Origin of the sequence: Dyella marensis (genome assembly GCF_049532885.1) — a bacterium.
Lineage (GTDB): Bacteria > Pseudomonadota > Gammaproteobacteria > Xanthomonadales > Rhodanobacteraceae > Dyella_D > Dyella_D marensis.
The window spans coordinates 4,477,815-4,496,716 of the sequence record NZ_CP064029.1; the positions used below are offsets into that span (position 1 = coordinate 4,477,815).

General features: G+C 68.0%; 19 protein-coding genes. 12 read left to right on the forward strand and 7 right to left on the reverse strand.

Annotation, left to right across the window (positions count from 1 at the left end):
* Positions 1-75 precede the first annotated feature (75 nt).
* On the forward strand, positions 76-1,449 hold the full coding sequence (locus ISN75_RS19585; RefSeq protein WP_343817731.1) for a gluconate:H+ symporter: 1,374 nt from the start codon (positions 76-78) through the stop codon (positions 1,447-1,449).
* Positions 1,450-1,568: 119 nt separating this feature from the next.
* Here the strand turns inward: ISN75_RS19585 and ISN75_RS19590 are convergent, their stop codons facing one another.
* A complete protein-coding gene (locus tag ISN75_RS19590; protein WP_343817732.1) occupies positions 1,569-3,188 on the reverse strand; it encodes an FAD-dependent oxidoreductase in 1,620 nt (539 codons plus the stop codon).
* Positions 3,189-3,573: 385 nt separating this feature from the next.
* Here ISN75_RS19590 and ISN75_RS19595 point away from each other — a divergent pair, with 385 nt between their 5' ends.
* From ISN75_RS19595 to ISN75_RS19605, 3 genes are all read left to right on the forward strand, one after another.
* Positions 3,574-4,239 (forward strand): response regulator, encoded by a 666-nt coding sequence (locus tag ISN75_RS19595; protein WP_167253662.1) that lies wholly within the window; start codon positions 3,574-3,576, stop codon positions 4,237-4,239.
* 67 nt (positions 4,240-4,306) lie between these two features.
* Positions 4,307-5,626: a sensor histidine kinase gene (locus tag ISN75_RS19600; protein WP_167253660.1), complete on the forward strand. Its 1,320-nt coding sequence runs from the start codon at positions 4,307-4,309 to the stop codon at positions 5,624-5,626.
* A 233-nt stretch (positions 5,627-5,859) separates the two neighbouring features.
* Positions 5,860-7,227 (forward strand): glutamate--cysteine ligase, encoded by a 1,368-nt coding sequence (locus ISN75_RS19605; RefSeq protein ID WP_167253658.1) that lies wholly within the window; start codon positions 5,860-5,862, stop codon positions 7,225-7,227.
* 58 nt (positions 7,228-7,285) lie between these two features.
* On the opposite strand, the gene ISN75_RS19610 is transcribed toward ISN75_RS19605, so the two are convergent.
* A complete protein-coding gene (locus tag ISN75_RS19610) occupies positions 7,286-7,747 on the reverse strand; it encodes a DoxX family protein (protein WP_343817735.1) in 462 nt (153 codons plus the stop codon).
* 276 nt (positions 7,748-8,023) lie between these two features.
* Between ISN75_RS19610 and ISN75_RS19615 the strand changes: the two genes are divergently transcribed.
* The 4 genes from ISN75_RS19615 to ISN75_RS19630 all read left to right on the forward strand — a co-directional run bounded on the left by ISN75_RS19615 (position 8,024) and on the right by ISN75_RS19630 (position 11,071).
* Positions 8,024-8,305 carry a hypothetical protein gene (locus ISN75_RS19615; protein ID WP_167253654.1) on the forward strand — a complete coding sequence of 94 codons (282 nt, stop codon included), beginning with the start codon at positions 8,024-8,026 and terminating at the stop codon, positions 8,303-8,305.
* Between the two features lie 160 nt (positions 8,306-8,465).
* On the forward strand, positions 8,466-9,314 hold the full coding sequence (locus tag ISN75_RS19620) for a DUF692 domain-containing protein (protein WP_168648248.1): 849 nt from the start codon (positions 8,466-8,468) through the stop codon (positions 9,312-9,314).
* Positions 9,311-10,096, forward strand: a complete 786-nt coding sequence (locus tag ISN75_RS19625; RefSeq protein WP_343817738.1) for a DNA-binding domain-containing protein — start codon at positions 9,311-9,313, stop codon at positions 10,094-10,096. Before ISN75_RS19620 ends, ISN75_RS19625 begins: the two co-directional genes overlap by 4 nt.
* A 126-nt stretch (positions 10,097-10,222) precedes the next feature.
* Positions 10,223-11,071 (forward strand): cupin domain-containing protein, encoded by an 849-nt coding sequence (locus tag ISN75_RS19630; RefSeq protein ID WP_167253648.1) that lies wholly within the window; start codon positions 10,223-10,225, stop codon positions 11,069-11,071.
* A gap of 48 nt (positions 11,072-11,119) precedes the next feature.
* On the opposite strand, the gene ISN75_RS19635 is transcribed toward ISN75_RS19630, so the two are convergent.
* The 4 genes from ISN75_RS19635 to bioD all read right to left on the reverse strand — a co-directional run bounded on the left by ISN75_RS19635 (position 11,120) and on the right by bioD (position 15,017).
* A complete protein-coding gene (locus ISN75_RS19635) occupies positions 11,120-11,503 on the reverse strand; it encodes a hypothetical protein (RefSeq protein ID WP_343817740.1) in 384 nt (127 codons plus the stop codon).
* A gap of 139 nt (positions 11,504-11,642) precedes the next feature.
* A complete protein-coding gene (gene dcp, locus ISN75_RS19640) occupies positions 11,643-13,835 on the reverse strand; it encodes a peptidyl-dipeptidase Dcp (RefSeq protein ID WP_343817742.1) in 2,193 nt (730 codons plus the stop codon).
* Positions 13,836-13,937: 102 nt separating this feature from the next.
* Positions 13,938-14,288 carry a hypothetical protein gene (locus ISN75_RS19645; protein WP_343817744.1) on the reverse strand — a complete coding sequence of 117 codons (351 nt, stop codon included), beginning with the start codon at positions 14,286-14,288 and terminating at the stop codon, positions 13,938-13,940.
* A 48-nt stretch (positions 14,289-14,336) separates the two neighbouring features.
* A complete protein-coding gene (gene bioD, locus ISN75_RS19650) occupies positions 14,337-15,017 on the reverse strand; it encodes a dethiobiotin synthase (protein WP_343817746.1) in 681 nt (226 codons plus the stop codon).
* A 58-nt stretch (positions 15,018-15,075) separates the two neighbouring features.
* Between bioD and ISN75_RS19655 the strand changes: the two genes are divergently transcribed.
* The gene (locus ISN75_RS19655; RefSeq protein ID WP_167253638.1) at positions 15,076-15,576 is read left to right on the forward strand and encodes a GAF domain-containing protein; all 501 of its coding nucleotides are present in this window, start codon (positions 15,076-15,078) and stop codon (positions 15,574-15,576) included.
* Between the two features lie 4 nt (positions 15,577-15,580).
* Here the strand turns inward: ISN75_RS19655 and yihA are convergent, their stop codons facing one another.
* Positions 15,581-16,237 carry a ribosome biogenesis GTP-binding protein YihA/YsxC gene (yihA, locus tag ISN75_RS19660; RefSeq protein WP_343817748.1) on the reverse strand — a complete coding sequence of 219 codons (657 nt, stop codon included), beginning with the start codon at positions 16,235-16,237 and terminating at the stop codon, positions 15,581-15,583.
* A gap of 126 nt (positions 16,238-16,363) precedes the next feature.
* On the opposite strand from yihA, the gene ISN75_RS19665 reads away from it, so the two are divergent.
* The 3 genes from ISN75_RS19665 (at position 16,364) to ISN75_RS19675 (ending at position 18,889) form a co-directional block, all read left to right on the forward strand.
* On the forward strand, positions 16,364-17,155 hold the full coding sequence (locus ISN75_RS19665; protein WP_167253634.1) for a c-type cytochrome: 792 nt from the start codon (positions 16,364-16,366) through the stop codon (positions 17,153-17,155).
* Positions 17,156-17,226: 71 nt separating this feature from the next.
* The gene (locus ISN75_RS19670; RefSeq protein ID WP_343817750.1) at positions 17,227-18,120 is read left to right on the forward strand and encodes a thiol:disulfide interchange protein DsbA/DsbL; all 894 of its coding nucleotides are present in this window, start codon (positions 17,227-17,229) and stop codon (positions 18,118-18,120) included.
* Positions 18,121-18,232: 112 nt separating this feature from the next.
* Positions 18,233-18,889, forward strand: coding sequence for a thiol:disulfide interchange protein DsbA/DsbL (locus ISN75_RS19675; RefSeq protein ID WP_167253630.1), 657 nt, complete (start codon positions 18,233-18,235; stop codon positions 18,887-18,889).
* Positions 18,890-18,902: the final 13 nt, after the last annotated feature.

Genomic DNA, 18,902 nt, shown 5'->3' on the forward strand with positions numbered 1-18,902 from the left:
GATTGCCAACCGACAGGAGCGTTTTGTCAGGCATCTTGAGCCGGTGTCCCGTATCCATCGCGCACCGGTGAGGCAATGAACCCCATACAAACCAACTTTCTGTTGCAAGGCGATGCCTTGCTGCTGGCGGCAACCGTGGCCGTGGGCGTCCTGATCTATCTGATCGCGGCGCTCAAGCTCAATCCCTTCGTCGCCCTGCTGGCCGTATCGCTCGGCTTGGGTGCAGCGGTCGGCATGCCGATGAAGGGCATCGTCAAGGCGTTCGAGACCGGCGCCGGCAATACGCTGGGCCATATCGCGCTGCTGATCGCGCTGGGCACCATGCTCGGCAAGATGATGGCCGAGTCCGGCGGCACCGAACGCATCGCACATACGCTGATCGCCGCGTTCGGCGAGCGGCGCGCGCACTGGGCCATGATGTTCGTGGCCTTTATCGTCGGCCTGCCGGTGTTCTTCGACGTCGGCTTCGTGCTGCTGATACCGGTGGCCTTCCATATCGCCCGGCGCGCCGGCCTGCCGCTGCTGCTGATCGGCCTGTCGATGGCGGCCGGCCTTTCGGTGGTCCATGGGCTGGTGCCGCCGCATCCCGCGGCCCTGCTGGCGGTCACCGCGTACAAGGCCGACATCGGCAAGACCATCCTCTACGCGGTGCTGGTGGGCCTGCCTGCGGCGATCATCGCCGGGCCTTTGTACGCCCGCTGGATCACGCGCTACGTCCTCGTCGAGGGCGACAATCCGCTGGAGAAGGAATTCGTCGAGATGGACGGGTCGCGCGAGCTGCCGAGCTTCGGCATCGCGCTGGCCACGCTGCTGCTGCCGGTGCTGCTGATGCTGGTCGGCACCTGGGCCGACCTGCTGACCACGCCGGGCGGCGCGGCCAACCAGTTGCTGGCCTTCCTCGGCAATCCGGTGGTGGCCCTGCTGGTCGCGGTGCTGCTGAGCTTCTACACCTTCGGCAAGCGCCGTGGCTTCAGCCGCGAGACCATCCTCGGTTTCACCAACGACTGCCTCGCGCCGACGGCCACCGTCATCCTGGTGGTGGGCGCGGGCGGCGGCTTCGGCCGCATCCTGCTGGATTCGGGCGTTTCCCACGCCATCATCGCCGCGACGCAGTCCTCGCAGATTTCGCCGCTGCTGCTGGGCTGGCTGATCGCCGCCCTGCTGCGCATCGCCACCGGCTCGGCCACGGTGGCCATGGGCACGGCCTGCGGCATCGTCGCCCCGATCGCCGCGGCGGCGAGCAAGGCCGTGCATCCGGAACTGATGGTGCTGGCCACGGGTGCCGGTTCGCTGATCCTGTCCCACGTCAACGACGGCGGTTTCTGGATCGTGAAGCAGTACTTCAACATGACCGTGACGCAGACGCTCAAGACCTGGACGGTGCTGGAGACGCTGATCTCGATCATCGCGCTGCTGCTTACCCTGGGACTGGCCGCGATCGTTGGCTGACGGGCTCGAACGATCCGGGAGCACGCATGCTCCCGGATCGGCCTCATAGCCCATGCCACCGCGTGGCATGCTCCGAAAGGCCCCGCAACGCACAGAGCCTGCCGGCGCGGCTTCGATCGTCAGCCGCGGTGAACGGGCGGCGGCGTGGCCCCCAGCGACATCGAGAAGCGGAAGATCCGGCCTGGATCGTACTTGCTCTTGGTGGCGACCAGCTCCTTGTACAGCGGCCCGTAATAGAGTTCGCCCCAGTTGTAATAGGGCTTGGACGGGTCCTCGCCGGTCAGCATGTCGACGTCCGGATAGCCGATATAGCAGCCCTCGTAGCGCGACGCCGGCAAGGCCAGCGACTTCGGATACGGCGTGCCGTTATAGCCGTCGAAGCGGTGCACTTCGTAGTAGAAGTCGCGCAGCCACTGGATGTGCTTCTCGTCGTTGGCGCTGTCGGTCCAGTAGGTCTGGTACTGCAGCTTCATGATCGAATTGCGCTGGAATACCGCGGTCTTGTTCGCGGCCGGATCGAAACCGTTGTTGCCCGCAGCCTTGTGGTTGATGGCGCCGCCGTAGGAATCGACCTGCACCAGCGACTGCGAGAAGTCGCCATCGCCCTTCTGCACCAGGTACTTGAAGAGTGCGTCCATCTCGTGGTCGGTGAAGATGTCCTTCATGTACGAGGACTTGTACTTGCCGCGCTGGTTGTTGCCCGAACCGTTGACCGTCTGCGTCGCATACAGCCAGTCGTACACGATGGCGCCCTCCGGCAGCTCGCCGACGGCCTGGCGCGAGACAGGATGCCGCGCAAACGGAAGCGGCCCCGTGCCCGGCATGTAGGCGGTGTGCGGCGCGCCCTCCGCCACCGAGTCCATGGCGTTGATCAGGTCGAGCAGCGGCTGGGTGTCTTCCAGCTGTCCGTTCTGGTCCGTGTACTGCACCACCAGGCCGATGTTGCCCGCGCTGATGTGCGTGAGCTTGAACAAGGTGAACAGGCCATAGGTACGGGGGTCGCTGTCGGCCCGCTTCATGTAGTTGGCATAGGCCTGCAGGAAAGCCTTGAACCTGGGCTTGTCGTTCTCGAACTGCGCCCACGGATACTGCTTCGTCAACAGCGCCACCTTGGCGGGTGCCTTGGGCAGCGGGTCGAAGTAATAGCTGGTAATGATGCCGACGTTGCCGCCGCCACCGCCGCGGCAGAGCTTGAACAGGTCCGGATCGTTAGTGGCATCGACCAGGCGGCGCTCCACCGCCCCGTTCTTGCCCACCGTCAGCAACTCCACCGCCTTGAGCCAGTCCACGGTCAGGCCGTGCATGCGCGACATCAGCCCATAGCCGCCGGCCACCACGTGGCCGCCCACGCCGACCGAGTAGCACGAGCCGCCCGGCGGCAGGCTGCCGGTGAGCTTGAACAGGTTGACGTAGCCGTCCCAGTTCTGCGTACCGGCGCCGACGCGGTAAAAGGGGTTGTCCGCATCGTCGTGGATGCTCAGCTCGGTCAGCTGGCCGATGTCGATGATGACGCCGCCGGAATTGTTGGATACGAAGCCTTCGTAGCAATGCCCGCCGCTGCGGACGGTGGGGCGCAAGCCCTGGTTCACGGCGTTCTGCAAGGCGCGCTCGGCATCTTCCACGGTGCGGCAGACGTAGATCGAGCCTGCGTCCTGGCCGGGAGATGGCCAGCGCTGGTTGAAACCCTTCTTCAAGGTTTCGTAGCGGGAATCCTCTTTTCCAATCGAAATGTATGACATGGCAAATCCTCGCCTGATTGATGATCCATGGCGCTTCGGGGGTCGAAGCAGGGAGAACACGGAGTGGCCGCCGCCGTGCCGGAAAGGTCGATCGCCCGTTCCGGGCAGCGCCGCGGGCGTCTCCGTGGCGATCATTTTTGCCGGCGCCCCGTGGGCGCGGTGTGGTTTGGGCGGGAGATTCAGAGCGCATCCCGCACATCCAGTATTTGTACGAAATTGGCGGCTTGCTCGATCGAAACCTGCGCCGTGGAAACGCTTAGGCGTGATGGCGGCGTATTCGAAGCGCCGGTCCGCGGCGACCTTAGTTTTTTCTTAGCCGGTACCGGCTATTTCCCCCGGGCATGGGCCTGCTAGCATGCCGGGCACTCCGTTCAACGTGCCTCTTATGCGCATATTGCTAGTCGAAGACGATCCGCTGGTGGCCGATGGCATCGTCCGTGGCCTTACCGGCGAGGGCTATGTGGTCGACCACGTGGGCACCGCCGAGCCGGTCTCCGGGATGATGGACAGCGCCCACTACGACCTGGCCATCATCGACTTAGGCCTGCCCGGCGAGGACGGCCTGAGCCTGGTGCGCCGCCTGCGCCGCTCCGGCCAAGGCCTGCCGCTGCTGATCGTCACCGCGCGCGACGGCCTGGACGACCGCGTCAGCACGCTGGACCTGGGCGCCGACGACTACCTGGTGAAGCCCTTCGCCCTGCCGGAACTGGCCGCGCGCTGCCGCGCCCTGATCCGCCGCGCCAGCGCCGCCAGCGCCAACGAACTCACCGTCGGCGGCCTGCGCATCGACTTGGCCGGCCGCCGCGCCATCAATGCCGCGGGCGAGGCGCTGGAACTGACCCGCCGCGAATGGTCCATCCTCGAATGCCTGGCGCACCACAGCGGCAAGGTGGTGAGCAAGGAGCGCCTGACCCAGGCCATCGCCGGCTGGAGCGAGGACATCTCCGGCAACGCCATCGAAGTGCACGTGTCGCGCCTGCGCAGCAAGCTGGGCGACTCGGCCTCGATCCGCGGCATCCGCGGCCTCGGCTACCGGCTCGAGGACGGCTGACATCACTCCGCGGCGCCCCAGCGTCCGCCGCCGCCTGCTGGGCTACCTGCTGGCCCCGCTGACGGTGATGCTGGTGGTCGGCGTGGCGATCGACCATCACTCGATCGTGTCGCCGATCTACGCCTCGTTCGACCGCTCGCTGGCGCGCGCGGTACTGGCGATCGCCACGCAGATCCACCGCCAGCCCGGCGGCCAGTTCGACATCATGCTGCCGGACCATCCGCCGCCGCCGCTGCGCGCGCTGCCGGAAGAACGCTTCTTCTATCGCGTCAGCAATGCGCAGGGCTCGACCTACGCCGGCTCCGAAGACCTGCCGATCGTGCCGGCCGAGAAGGACGACGAATTCGCCTACGCCGACGCCAGCTACCAGGGGCTGGGGTTGCGCCTGGTGAGCTATCGCGTGATCGAAGGCGGCGAGCCGCTGGTCATTACCGTGGGCGAGACGCCGCTGCGCCGCGACATGGCGGTGCAGCGGATGGACCTGTCCTTCGGCGTCAACGACAGCATCCAGATGCTGCTGGTGTTCGGCATCGCCCTGTTCGGCATCAGCGTGGCGCTGCGCCCGCTGCAGCGGCTGCGCGACCAGATCGCCAACCGCCCCTCGCACAATCTCACCGCGCTGCCCACCGACAACGTGCCCAGCGAAGTGCTGCCGCTGGTCGAATCGCTCAATGCGCTGCTGGGCACGGTGCGCGACTCCGCGCTGTCGCAGCAGCATTTCCTCGCCAACGCGGCGCACCAGCTGCGCACGCCGCTCACCGGAGTGAAGGCCCAGTTGGAAGTGCTGGCCCGCGACACCGCCGGCACGCCGCTGCATGAGCGCATCGCCCTGCTGCATGGCGGCGTCGACCGCCTTGCGCATACCGCCAACCAGCTGCTGGCGCTGGCCCGCGCCGAGCCGTCGGCGCACGGCTCCAGCCGCTTCCTGCCGGTGGACCTGGGCAAGCTGATCGCCCAGGTGGTGAGCGCCTCGCTGGACCGCGCCCTGGCCCACGACATCGACCTGGGCGCCGACTGCCAGCCGGCGCGCGTGGCCGGCGTGTACTGGGTGCTGCACGAGCTGCTGATCAACCTGGTCGACAACGCCATCCGCCATACGCCCGCCGGCGGCCACGTCACCCTGCGCTGCGGCGTGGAGGGCGGGCGGCCGTTCCTGGAAGTGGACGACACCGGCAGCGGCATCCCGCCGGCCGATCGCGAAAAGGTGAAGGAGCGCTTCTACCGCGGTCCCAACAGCGACGGCGACAGCTGCGGCCTGGGCCTGGCCATCGTCGAGGAATCGGCCCGCGCCCACGGCGCCAGCTTCAGCATCCTCGATGGCAGCTGCGGGCGCGGCGCGCGGATGCGGATCGATTTCCCGGTGCGCGCCTCGTCGCCGGATCGCTAGCCTCAACCCTTCGGGTGGAACCCTTCTCCCCTCGGCGACCCGAAGGTAGTCCCCGTGGGAGAGAAGGTGGCGGCAGCCGGATGAGGGTCCGGCCGGGAGCGGTGCATATCACTCTTGCGCTCCGCCCGCACCCTCACCCCTCTCCCAAGGGGAGAGGGGCTTCATGTAACGCGGCACTTTGAAAATCCCCCGATCACCCCCACAGTGCTGCGATTCCCGCGAAGGAGCCGATCGTGTCCATACCCAGTGCCGTCAAGAGCACGCCCATTGGCGACCGCCAGCAGCTGGTCGACTATCTCGCCGCCGGCGAGAAGCCGCGCGAAGCCTGGCGCATCGGCACCGAGCACGAGAAGTTCGGCTTCCTCACCGACGACCTGCGCCCGCCCACCTTCGAAGGAGAACGCGGCATCCGCGTGCTGCTGGAGCGCCTGGCCGAACGCTATGGCTGGGACGTCGCGCGCGAAGGCGACACGCCGGTGGCGCTGTCGCGCGACAAGGCCTCGGTGACCCTGGAGCCGGCCGGCCAGCTGGAGCTCTCCGGCGCGCCGCTGGAGAACATCCACCAGACCTGTTGCGAAGTGAACACGCACTTGAACGAAGTGCGCTCGATCGCCGACGACCTCGGCATCGGCTTCCTCGGCATGGGCTTCCAGCCGAAGTGGCGCCGCGACGAAATGCCGTGGATGCCCAAGGGCCGCTACAAGATCATGCGCGAGTACATGCCCAAGGTCGGCTCGCTCGGCCTGGACATGATGACGCGCACCTGCACCGTGCAGGTCAACCTCGACTTCGAAACCGAAGCCGACATGGTGCGCAAGTTCCGCACCAGCCTGGCGCTGCAGCCGATCGCCACCGCACTGTTCGCCGATTCGCCGTTCACCGACGGCCGTCCGAACGGGTACCTCTCGTACCGCTCGCAGGTGTGGACGGATACCGATCCGCACCGCACCGGCATGCTGGATTTCGTGTTCGAGGACGGCTTCGGCTACGAGCGCTACGTCGACTACATCCTCGACGTGCCGATGTACTTCAGCTACCAGGACGGCCGCTACATCGACCTGGCCGGCCAGGACTTCAAGCGCTTCCTGCGCGGCGAGCTGCCGGCCCTGCCCGGCACGCACGCCACCATGAAGGACTGGGCCGACCATCTCACCACCGCCTTCCCGGAAGTGCGCCTGAAGCAGTACCTGGAAATGCGCGGCGCCGACGGCGGCCCGTGGAACCGCCTGTGCGCGCTGCCGGCGCTGTGGGTCGGCCTGCTGTACGACGACGAGGCGCTGGGCGCGGCCTGGGACCTGGTCAAGGATTTCAGCCGCGAGGAACGCCACGCGCTGCGCGACGGCGTGCCCAAGCATGCGCTGAAGCTGCCGTTCCGCGGCCACTCGGTACGCGAGCTGGCCGCCGAAACGCTGAAGATCGCCGCGCACGGCCTCAAGCGCCGCGCCCGCCTCAACCGCAACGGCGCCGACGAGAGCATCTTCCTGGAGCCGCTGCTGGAGATCGTCGAAGCGAACCAGACGCCGGCCGAGCGCAAGCTCGAACTGTTCAATGGCGCGTGGAACGGCAGCGTGGATCCGGTGTTCCGCGAATTCGCCTACTGAGCTGCGCTTTACCGCAGAAGCATCGACGAGGCGCGGCATCCACCGCGCCTCGTGCGTTTCAGTCCCGCGTGCGGATGCCCAGCCAGCGCGCCAGCAAGGTATCCAGGCTCGCCTTGCCCGGGCCGGCCATCAGCAGCCAGAACAGAATCAGGATGTAGGTGAATTCGGAGCTCTCGACGTATTCGTCCAGGCCCGAGATATCGCGCGACACCACCACCGTCAGCGCGACGATCATATTGATCAGCATCGGCACGCTGACCAGGCGCGTGCACAGGCCCAGCATCAGCAGGGCACCGCCGACCAGGTCGGTCCAGGCCGACACCGTGGCGCTCAGCAGCGGAAACGGAATGTTCCAGCTGGCGAAGCGCTCGGCAAAGCCATCCACGTGCTGCACCTTGGCGATGCCCGTCTCCAGCCAGAAATAGCCGAAGCCCAGGCGCATGACCAAGGGCCCCAGCCAGCGTCCGGCATGCAGCAGATCGAGCAGGCGCGAGGCCTGGACAGCAAGGAAAGTACGCATCGCAGTGGTCCGGTCGAGGAGAGTGGGCGGCATCTTCGGCCGCACCCGGCAGCCCCGCCATGCCCGGGCGTCCACGCTTTCTTGCCCGGGGTCCGGCATCGCCGAAGTTCCGCGCGACCGGACGATCGGGCATGAACCACGGATACCAGGACACATTCGCCCCCGCCCCGGGGCGCGCAGAATGCCCGCCGTCGAGACCGACCCGCGCCACCGGCGCACGGACTGGACATTACCGCCGCCCCGGGCGGCACCCACACCTCGAGAGGGAGTTGAACCATGAAGAAGACTCTGCAGAGCGGCGCGATGGCCGCGATGGTCGCCGGCCTGTTCGCCCTGACCGCGGCCTCCGCCGCCATGGCCGACAACGCCAAGGGCGACAAGGCCCAGGGCGCGACGGCGTCGGTCAAGTGCATGAACTCCTCGGCCTGCAAGGGCCACGGCGCATGCAAGCAGGCGAGCAATGCCTGTAAAGGCCAGAATGCGTGCAAGGGCCAGGGCTTCACCATGCAGAAGAGCCAGGCGGACTGCGAGAAGGCGCAGGCTGAGAACAAGGCTTGATGCTCTGAGCCCCTCTCCCGCTGGGAGAGGGGGTGGGGTGAGGGTACGGCCGGAGCGCAAGAGTGATGTGCACCGCTTCGCCCGTACCCTCATCCGGCTGCCGCCACCTTCTCCCGATGGGAGAAGGCTTCACTCTTGAAGACTGCGGAGGTAACGCGCGATGAGCCATGTCGATAACGAGCGCCCGCCCTACCTCGGCTACGGCCTCGGCCTGCGCGTGGAGTACTACCAGGAACTGCTCGACCGCCCGCACAGTGTCGACTGGCTGGAGATCGTCTCCGAGAACTACATGGTCCCCGGCGGCTTGCCGCTGGTATGGCTGGAACGTTTCCGCGCGCGCTTTCCGCTGGCGATGCACGGCGTGTCGCTGTCGATCGGCGGTACCGATCCGCTGGACGAAGGCTATCTCGCGCGCCTGGACGCGCTGGCCCGGCGCATCGAGCCGGCCTGGGTGTCCGACCATCTGTGCTGGACCGGCGTGCAGGGCGTGAACCTGCACGACCTGATGCCGTTGCCGTATACCGAGGAAGCGCTGGACCACGTGGTCGCGCGCGTGCGCCAGGTGCAGGAGCGGCTGCGGCGGCGCATCCTGCTGGAGAACGTCTCCAGCTATATCCGTTTCGCCGATGCGCAGCTGGAGGAATGGGAGTTCCTGGCCGAAGTGGCGCGGCGCGCGGACTGCCTGATCCTGCTGGACATCAACAACGTCTACGTCAGCGCGCGCAATCACGGCTTCGATGCGCTGCGCTATCTCGACGGCATTCCGGTCGAACGCGTGCAGCAGTTCCATCTCGCCGGCCACGAACACGGCGAGGCGCTGCTGGTGGACACGCACGACGCGCCGGTCCCCACGCCGGTGTGGACGCTGTACGAGGCCGCGGTGCGCCGCTTCGGCGCGGTGTCGACCATGATCGAGCGAGACGACCACATGCCGCCCTTGAGCGAACTGCTGGCCGAGCTGGAACACGCGCGCCGGCTGGCCGCTCCCCTGGCGAAGGCGGCCGCATGAGCGAGCTGCAGGCCTTGCAGCTGCGCCTGCAGCGGGCGGTGATGGCATCGGCCGCAACGCCGCTGGCCGAGCTGGTCGGCGACGGCATCGCCGATGCGAAGAGCCGGCTCGCCATCTACCGCCACGGCTACCGCGCACGCCTGCGCGAAGCGCTCGGCAACGAATTCCCCACCCTCGCCAGCGTGGCCGGGCGCCGCTTCAACGCCTTGCTCGACCGCTATATCGACGCCTGCCCCTCCGAGCACTACAACCTGCGCTGGCACGGCGCGGGGCTGGCCGCGTTCCTGCGCTACGCGCTGCCCTGGCGCGACCGGCCGGCCTTCGCCGAGGCGGCCGAACTGGATTGGGCGATCTCCATCTGTTTCGACGCCGCGGACGAACCGGCCATCGGCGCCGAGGCGCTGGCCGCCGTCGCGCCGCAGGACTGGGCCGAGCTGCGCCTGCTGCCGCAGCAGCACCTGCAGTGGCTGGCGCTGTCCACCAATGTCGACGCCTTCCGCACTGCGGTGGACGCCGCCGCGGCGCGTCCGCATCTGCGCCGGCGCGCGCGGCCGCGGCGCCTGCTGGTATGGCGCCAGGAACTGACCGTGCGCTACCGCGCGGTGGAGCCGGCCGAAGCGGCGCTGCTGGCCGCGGCGACGCGGGGCGAACCATTCGCCGCGCTGTGCGAGCTGGCCGCGGCGGACGCACCGCCGGGGCAGGCCGTGGCCCGCCTCGCCACCCTGCTGCGGCAGTGGGTCGACGCCGGCCTGCTCCGCGAACTCAAGGCCGGCGGCATGTAACCGCCGGCCCCTCCGCACCGAAGCTTTGGGCGAACCGCTGCGAAAGGAACGCCCATGTCCGCCTTGCCCAGCTCTATCCCGGGCCAGCCCATGCCAGGTCAAACCGGCCCAGCCCAACTCTGTGCCGTGTCTCCGGCGCTGGAAGCCCTGCTGCTCCAGTCGAACCTGCGCGTCGATATCGTGGCCGAGCTGCAGTACTGCGGCTCCTGGTTCCTGGAGGAACCGCGCTACCACTGCGGCCTGTTCCACCTGGTCGGCGCCGGCCACTGCCGCGTGGAAAGCAAGGCGATCGGCCTGCGCATGGAGCTGGCCGCGGGCGACCTGGTGGTGCTGCCGCATGGCGATCCGCACCGCCTGCGCGGCGCCGGCCACGACGACGATGCCACCAGCCTGATCTGCGGCGAGCTGCATTTCCCCGCGCATGCGCGGCATCCCTTGAGCCACGCCCTGCCGCCCTGCTTCGTGGTGCGTTCCAGCGAGGCCGGCAGCATGTTCCGCCAGCTCGCCGAGATGATGGTGCAGGTCTCGCAGTCCCGGCAGGCCGGTCGCCAGGTGCTGCTCAACAAGCTGGCCGACACGCTGTTCGCGCTGGCCGTGTGCGACTACGCCAGCCGCAGCGCGGAACGCCAGGGCCTGTTCGCCGCGCTGGCCGACGCGCGCATCTGCAAGGTGCTGCATGCCGTGCACGAGAAACCCGGCGAACCCTGGACCATGCCCTCGATGGCCGCGCTGGCCTGCATGTCGCGCTCGGCCTTCGCCGAACGCTTCACCCAGCTGATGCACATGCCGCCGATGCAATACGTCACGCAGTGGCGGGTGAGCGTGGCGGAGCAGCTGCTGCGCGAACGCCAGCTCTCAGTGGCGGCGATCGCCGAACGCCTGGGCTACGCCAGCGAAGCCGCATTCCGCCGGCTGTTCAAGCGGGTTAGCGGCACCAGCCCCGGCGCGGTGCGCGCGGACGCGCTGGCGGCATGAAAAAGGCCGGCACAGGCCGGCCCTTTCCGATCGAAAACCTGCGCTGGCTCAGATGTCGCCGGCCGTACCGTTGCAGACCGCACCGGCCGAAGCATCGCCGATGTAGGCGCCGGTCGCGTCCTGCACCGTGACCTTCATGATGATGTGGTCGTTGTACGGCTGCAGGCACTGGAACGTGCATTCGGCTTTGTGGCCCAGCGGCCCGCTGTTGTTGCAGTGGAACGGCGCGGACAGGTGCGCGGTGCCGGTGAACGACCAGTTGTAGACGAACGGCGTGGGCGAGCCCGGGCTGGTCGCGGTGGCGTCGCAGACGTTGACGCCGCACGACAAGGCCACGCCGGCGGATTGCGCGTGCGCCGCGGGTGCGGCGGCGGACAGGCCGAACGCGGCCGACAGAACGATGGATGCAAGCATGGACGGCAGTTTTTGCATGACCTTCTCCTTAAGTGAATGCGAAAAACGTTTCCTTTCCGTACAACCATTGCTGCACTGCGCGCCCCGTCTTTCCGGCAGGACGCCGTCCGGCTTATCGGTGCGCCATCTGGTGCACCGATAAGCCACGACACCGGGATTACTTCTTCGCCGCCGGCTCCGCCTTCAGGCCGCGGTCGATCAGCATCGGCTCCACGCTGGGGTCCTTGCCGCGCCAGTCGCGATACAGCTTGCCCAGCTCCACCGTGTTGCCGCGCGACAGGATCATGGCGCGGAAGCGGTCGCCGTTCTCGCGGGTCAGGCCGCCGTGCTCCTTGAACCATTCGAAGCCGTCGTCCGCCAGCATCTGCGTCCACAGGTAGGCGTAGTAGCCGGCGGCGTAGCCGTTGCCCCAGATGTGCTGGAAATAGCTGGAACGGTAGCGCGGCGGCACGTAGCTGAGGTCGATCTTGTCCTTCTTCAGCGCCTCGGCCTCGAACTTGTCGGCGTCCTGCTTCGGCGCGTCGGCGCCCAGGCTGTGCCAGTTCATGTCGAGCAAGGCGGCGGCGACCAGCTCGGTCATGTCGTAGCCCTTGTTGAAGCTGCCGGCCTTCTTGATCTTGTCCACCAGCGCCTGCGGCATCGGCTCGCCGGTCTGATAGTGCTTGGCGTAGTGGGCGAAGATCTTCGGATCGGTGCCCCAGTGCTCGTTGAACTGCGAGGGGAATTCGACGAAGTCGCGCGCGGTGTTGGCGCCGGAGAGAGTGGGGTACTGCGAGTCGGCGAACATGCCGTGCAGCGCGTGGCCGAACTCGTGGAACATGGTGGTGACGTCGTCGAACGACAGCAGGGCCGGCTGGCCCGGCGCGGGCTTGGTGAAGTTGGCGACGTTGTAGACCACCGGCTTGGCGCCCAGCAATTTGGACTGATCGACGAAGTTGCTCATCCAGGCGCCGCCGTTCTTGTTGTCGCGCTTGAAGTAGTCGCAATAGAACAGCGCCATCGAGGTGCCGTCCTTGTCGAACACTTCGAACACGCGCACGTCCGGCTGGTAGACCGGGATGTCCTTGCGCTCCTTGAAGCTCAGGCCGTAGAGCTGGTTGGCGGCGTAGAACACGCCGTTCTGCAGCACGTTGTCCAGCTCGAAGTACGGCTTGATCTGGCTCTCGTCCAGGTCATACCTGGCCTTGCGCACCTGCTCGGCGTAGCGGGTCCAGTCCCAGGCTTCGAGCTTGAAGCCGCCCTTCTGCTGGTCGATCACCGCCTGGATGTCCTTGGCTTCCGATTGCGCGCGCGCGGTGGCCGGCTGGACCAGGTTGTGCATGAAGCTCAGCGCCGCATCCGGCGTCTTGGCCATCTGGTCTTCCAGCTGCCACGCGGCGTAGTTCGGGAAGCCCAGCAGCCTGGCCTGCTCGGCGCGCACTTGGGCGATGCGCTCGATCTGGCCGCGGGTGTCGTTGTCGTCGCCGTGCTCGGCGCGGTCCCACGAGGCCTTGAACAGCGCCTCGCGTGTGGCGCGGTCGCTCAGGCTCTGCAGCTGCGGCTGCTGCGTGGTGTTCTGCAGCGGCAGCACCCACTTGCCATCCAGCTTGCGTTCCTTGGCGTCCTGCGCCGCGGCGGCGATGTCGCCGTCGGAAAGGCCGGCCAGCTTGGCTTTGTCGTCCACCACCAGCGCGCCGGCCTTGGTGGCGGCGAGCAGCTTGTTGGTGAACTGGGTGCTGAGGGTGGACTCTTCTTTATTGAGTTCCTTCAGCTTGGCCTTGTCCGCTTCGGACAGCTTGGCGCCGTGGTGCACGAAGTTCTTGTAGACCACCTCGACCAGGCGCTGCGACTCGTCATCGAGCTTCAGCGACTCGCGCTGCTGGTACACCGCTTCGACGCGCTTGAACAGCTTGTCGTTGAGGTAGATCGCGTCCTGGTGCGCGGCGAGCTTGGGCGCTTCGTCTTCCTGCACCTTCTGCAGCGCGTCGCTGGTGTTGGCGCCGGTGACGGCGTCGAAGGCGTGGTTGACGCGGGTGAGCAGCGCGCCGGCCTTTTCCATCGCCACGTAGGTGTTGTCGAACGTGGGTGCTTCCGGATTGTTGGCGATCTGCTCGATCTCGGCGAGGTGCTGCTTCATGCCCTCTTCGATCGCCGGCTGGTAGTCGCTCTCCTTGATCTTGTCGAACGGCGGCGCGCCGAACGGCAGCGTGCTGGCGGCGAAGAACGGATTGGCCGACGGCGCCTCGGCGGCAGCCGGCGCCGACGCGGCGGCGGCCGGATGATCGGCGGTTTTGGCCGCATCGTTGGACGGCTGCGAGCAGGCGGCGAGGGCGAGCGAGGTGGCGATCGCCAGGGCGCGGAGAGGCGGCATGGAATTTCCTTGGTGCATGAAAAAACCGACTGTAACCACAGCCGGCGCACGCGTCCAAGGGCCGGAAGTCAGCGCGCCGCGGCGCCGCGGCGCGCCAGGGCGTTACGCCGCGCGCATGTCGCGCAGCTTCCAGCTCGGACCGATCAGCAGATTCAGGCGATGCCGCACGATGCTCATCGGCAGGTCGGTGATCAGATCCACTTCCGTATGCAGGTCGGCGACCTGCGCATTTACTTGCGCCGACGGGTCGGTCTTGCCCAAGGCGGGATCGACTTCGTCCGGTTCTTCCTGCATCGCGCGCCAGCGCTCGAACAGGCCCGGTTCGCGCAGTGCCTGCTGCAGCGCCGCAGCGAAGTCGCTCGGGCCGGCGCCTGCGTAGCTCAGGCTGGGCTCGGGCCCGCGGGCGCGGCCCAGGTCGTCAATGGAGAGATAGAAGTGGCTGCGGCTGGCCATGCGGAGCTCCTTGTGCGGGACCTGCGGGCAAGCATGTCCCAGCGTGCGTCAAGCAATGATCGACTTCACGTTCAAGCGGCGCGCGGCGAGCGCCGGTTCCACTTCGCCGTGCGGCAGCACGCCCAGGCAGGGCGCATGCAGCAGAGTGCGCAGCGTGGCGAGGTTTTCCTCCGCCGCATCCATGGCCGGATCGATGCGGTTGGCGATCCAGCCCACCAGCCGGCAGCCATCGGCCACCACCGCGCGCGCGGTCAGCAGCGCATGGCTGAGGCAACCCAGGCGCAGGCCCACCACCAGGATCACCGGCAGCTGCCAGGCCTTGGCGATATCCGAGGCGAACAGGCCCGGCGCCAGCGGCACCAGCCAGCCGCCGACGCCTTCCACCACCACGCGGTCGTGGCTGGCCTGCAAGGCGTCGAAGGCTTCGCGCAGCGGCGGCAGCGCGATGGTGACGCCTTCGTGCGCGGCGGCCAGGTGCGGCGACAGCGGTTCGCGCAGCGCGACGGGATTCACCAGCTCGTACGGCAGCGGCACGCTGCCCGCGGCGAGCAGGGCGAGGGCGTCTTCGTTGCGGCGGCCGTCCGGCGTGTCCACGCAGCCGCTCGCCACCGGCTTCATGCCGCAGGCCGATTCGCCCGCTTCGCGCAGCGCATGCAGCAGCGCGCAGGCGGCGTGGGTCTTGCCGATGCCGGTATCGGTGCCGGCGACGAATACGGCGGGCAGGCTCATGCGGCGTTCCTGTGGGAAGTGGGCGCATAATACGGACTTTGTCGCCGGATCCGCCGCCATGTTCGAAGTCGCCACCGCCACCTACGCCAGCAAGCGGGAACACTATGCGGACCTGTGCGAACAGATGCGCGGCATGCTCGCCGGCGAGCCGGATCTGATCGCCAACGCGGCGAATTTCTCGGCCCTGGTGTTCCACAGCCTGCCGGACTTCAACTGGGCCGGCTTCTATCTGTACGACGGCAACGAGCTGGTGGTCGGTCCGTTCCAGGGCAAGCCGGCCTGCATCCGCATCGCCATCGGCCGCGGCGTCTGCGGCACCGCGGCGCAGACGCGCGAGACGCAGCTGGTGCGCGACGTGCACGCCTTCGCCGGGCATATCGCCTGCGATGCGGCGTCGAACTCCGAGATCGTGGTGCCGCTGGTGCGCAAGGACGGCAGCCTGCTCGGCGTATGGGACGTGGACAGCCCCCTGGTCGCGCGCTTCGACGACGAAGACCGCGCCGGCATGGAGGCGCTGTGCGCGGTCTTCATGGAAGCGGTGGACAGCGCCGCGCGCTGAGCGCCTACGCGCCGGGCGGGTTGTTGCGCTCGCGCTGCAGCAGCTCCATCACCGCGGCCCGCCCCTCCTCCACGCCGGTGCCTTCCGAGGAAGAAAACACCTGCGCCGTGGCGGCCTGCAGCCCTTCGGCCTCGAACTGCTTGCGCATCGCCGCCAGCGCCTGCGCGGCCTGGTTGCGCGAGAGCTTGTCGGCCTTGGTCAGCAGCACGTGGCAGGGCAGCGCGGTGTCCTGGCAGAAGGCCAGCATCATCCGGTCGAATTCCTTCAGCGGATGGCGGATGTCCACGATCAGCACCACCCCGCGCAGGCTCTGGCGGCGGTGCAGGTAGGCGTCGATCTCGCGCTTCCAGTGCTCGCGCAGCGGCTCGGGCACCTTGGCGTAGCCGTAGCCGGGCAGGTCGATAAGGCGCGCGTCCAGCGGCGCGGCGCCCTCGCCCTGCGCCAGCGGCGGCAGCGCGAACGCCACCATCTGCTGGGTGCGGCCCGGCGTCTTGGAGGTGCGCGCCAGGCCGTGATGGCCGGTGAGCTTGTTGAGCGCGCTGGACTTGCCGGCGTTGGAGCGGCCGGCGAACGCGACCTCGGCGCCGTTGTCCATGGGAAGTTGGTCGATACGGTGAGCAGCCAGCACGAAGCGGGCGCCCTGAAGCGGATTGGGGGCCATGTACTTGATGATTCTGATGGTTTGACCGACCCCGGTGGGGCAGGGATAATTCCAAGGTTTCTGCCAGTTACGGGTGCGATTCCATGCGCGCCGTGCAGCCATAGCAGTTCTTCTGGAGACAAGTGTATGAGTTTTCGGCCCGCTGGTTCCCGGCCCGCTGTACTCGGTTGTGCCGTAGCCCTGGTCTTTGCGCTGTCCGCCAGCATCGCTGCGGCACAGGACGCCAAGCCCGCCGCCGCCTCGTCGGCCAAGCCGGCGGCCGCGGCCTCCGCCGCCGCGCCTGCCGCCGCCGAGAAGCCCGCCGCCGCCGAAGCCGCCCACAGCGGCGTGAAGCTCGGCGACGCCGCCGCCGGCCAGGGCAAGGCCGCCGCCTGCGGCGCCTGCCACGGCATGGACGGCAACTCCAGCGACGCGCAGTACCCCAAGCTGGCCGGGCAGAGCGAGCAGTACATCGTCCAGCAGCTGACCAACTTCAAGTCCGGCAAGCGCCAGAACCCGATCATGATGGGCATGGCCGCGCCGCTGTCCGAGCAGGACATGCACGACATCGGCGCCTACTTCGCCGGCAAGAGCGCCCTGCCGGGCGTGGCCGACCAGGCCCTGGTCGAGCGCGGCGAGCAGCTGTACCGCCAGGGCGACGCCGCCAAGGGCGTGCCGGCCTGCATGGCCTGCCACAGCATCGACGGCCGCGGCAATCCGGGCGCCATGTATCCGCAGCTCACCAGCCAGCACGCGCAGTACATCCAGGCCACGCTGAAGGCCATGCACGACGGCACCAGCTGGGGCGACGACGCGCACGCCAGGATCATGCCGAGCATCGCGCAGAAGCTCGACGAGAAGGACATCGCCGCGGTGGCCAGCTACGTCGAAGGCCTGCACGCCACGGAAAGCGCGGCGGCCAAGCCCGCCACGCCCTGATCGATCCGATCGACGACGCCGGCCACTGGCCGGCGTTCTTGTCTCCCCTCCCCGTTATCCGAGGTTTTCCCATGCGCAAGCGCCTGCCGTTCCTGTTCGTTTCGATGCTGGCGATCGCCGCCTGCAGCCAGGGCAGCGACAACGGCACCGCCGCCCAGCAGCCCGCCGCACCGGCTTCCACGGCCGCGCCTGCCCCGGCCGCCAGCACGCCCGCGCAGCAGCCGGCGCCTGCCGCCACCGCCGCCCCGGCCGCCGCCAGCACCGCCGGCGACAGCGCCAAGGCCGAGACGCCCGCCCCGGCCGCGGCACCGGTGCCCGCAGGCGCGGCCCAGGCCTTCGTCGACGACGGCAAGTGGGTGGAAGGCAAGAACTACTTCCGCATCGAGCCGGCGCAGCCGAAGGTCAGCAACACCGACAAGATCGAAGTGACCGAGGTGTTCTCCTACGGCTGCCCTGCCTGCAACCAGTTCCGTCCGACCATGGAGAAGCTGGTGCAGGAACTGCCGGCCGGCACGCAGGTGTCCTACCTGCCGGTGTCGTTCAATCCGGCGGAGAACTTCCCGATGTTCCAGCGCGCCTACTACGCCGCCGAGGCGCTGGGCGTGGCCGCGAAGGCGCACGAGGCGATCTTCAAAGCCGTGTGGGATACCCGGGAGCTCACTTCCTCCAACGCCGCCGGCACCGGCCTGCGCCCGAGCAGCGACCTGCCGACCATCGACGACGCCGCCAAGGTCTACGCCAAGTTCGGCGCCGATCCGAAGGAATTCGTCGCGGTGGCCAACTCCTTCAGCATCAACACCAAGATCAAGCGCGCCGATGAACTCGTGCGCACCTACGGCGTCGAATCCACGCCGACCATGGTGATCGACGGCAAGTACCGCTTCACCGCGCAGAGCGCCGGCGGCTACGACCAGTCGATCGATCTCGCCAAGTGGCTGGTGGCCAAGGAAGCGGCGGGCAAGTAAGCGCCGGCCAGGTAAGACCCGTCACAGAAGCGCGCTACAAAGGTCGGGTACAACAGCCCGCCATCACGATTCGTCACGGCGGCCACGGCCGCCGGTTTCGCGGAGAGACCCCATGTTCAAGCGTATTGCCCGTCTGCGCGTCGCCGCCCTGCTGGCCGGCCTGGTCCTGACCAGCGCCTGCACGGCGTCCAATTCCAATGCCGCCGCGCCGTATACGGAAGGCAAGGAATACGTCGCCCTGGCCGCCCCCGCCCAGCGCTACAGCGCCGACGGCAAGGTGGAAGTGGTCGAGGTGTTCTCCTACGGCTGCGTCCACTGCGCGCATTTCGCGCCGAAGGCCGAGGAACTGCGCAAGCAGCTGCCGCCGGGCGTGAAGTTCAAGCTGCTGCCGGCCGCCTTCAGCGACGCCTGGCTGCCGTACGCCCGCGCCTACTACGCGGCCGAGAAGCTCGGCGTGGCCGACAAGACCCACCTGGACCTGTTCGCCAAGAAGTTCGACCAGCACTATCCGATCTCCACCCTGGACGAGCTGGCCGACTACTACGCCACCCAGGGCGTGGACCGCGCCAAGTTCCTGGCCATCGCCACCTCGCCCGAGGTGACCCAGCAGATCAAGAAGGATCTGGAGCTGATCCAGAAGTGGGGCGTGGACGGCACGCCGACCATCGTGGTCGACGGCAAGTACCGCAGCAACGAAGTGAAGACGCTGGACCAGCTCTCGGCCCTGGCCCAGTGGCTGGCCCAGCGCGAGCTGTCCGGCGCCAAGTGATGCGCCTGCCGCG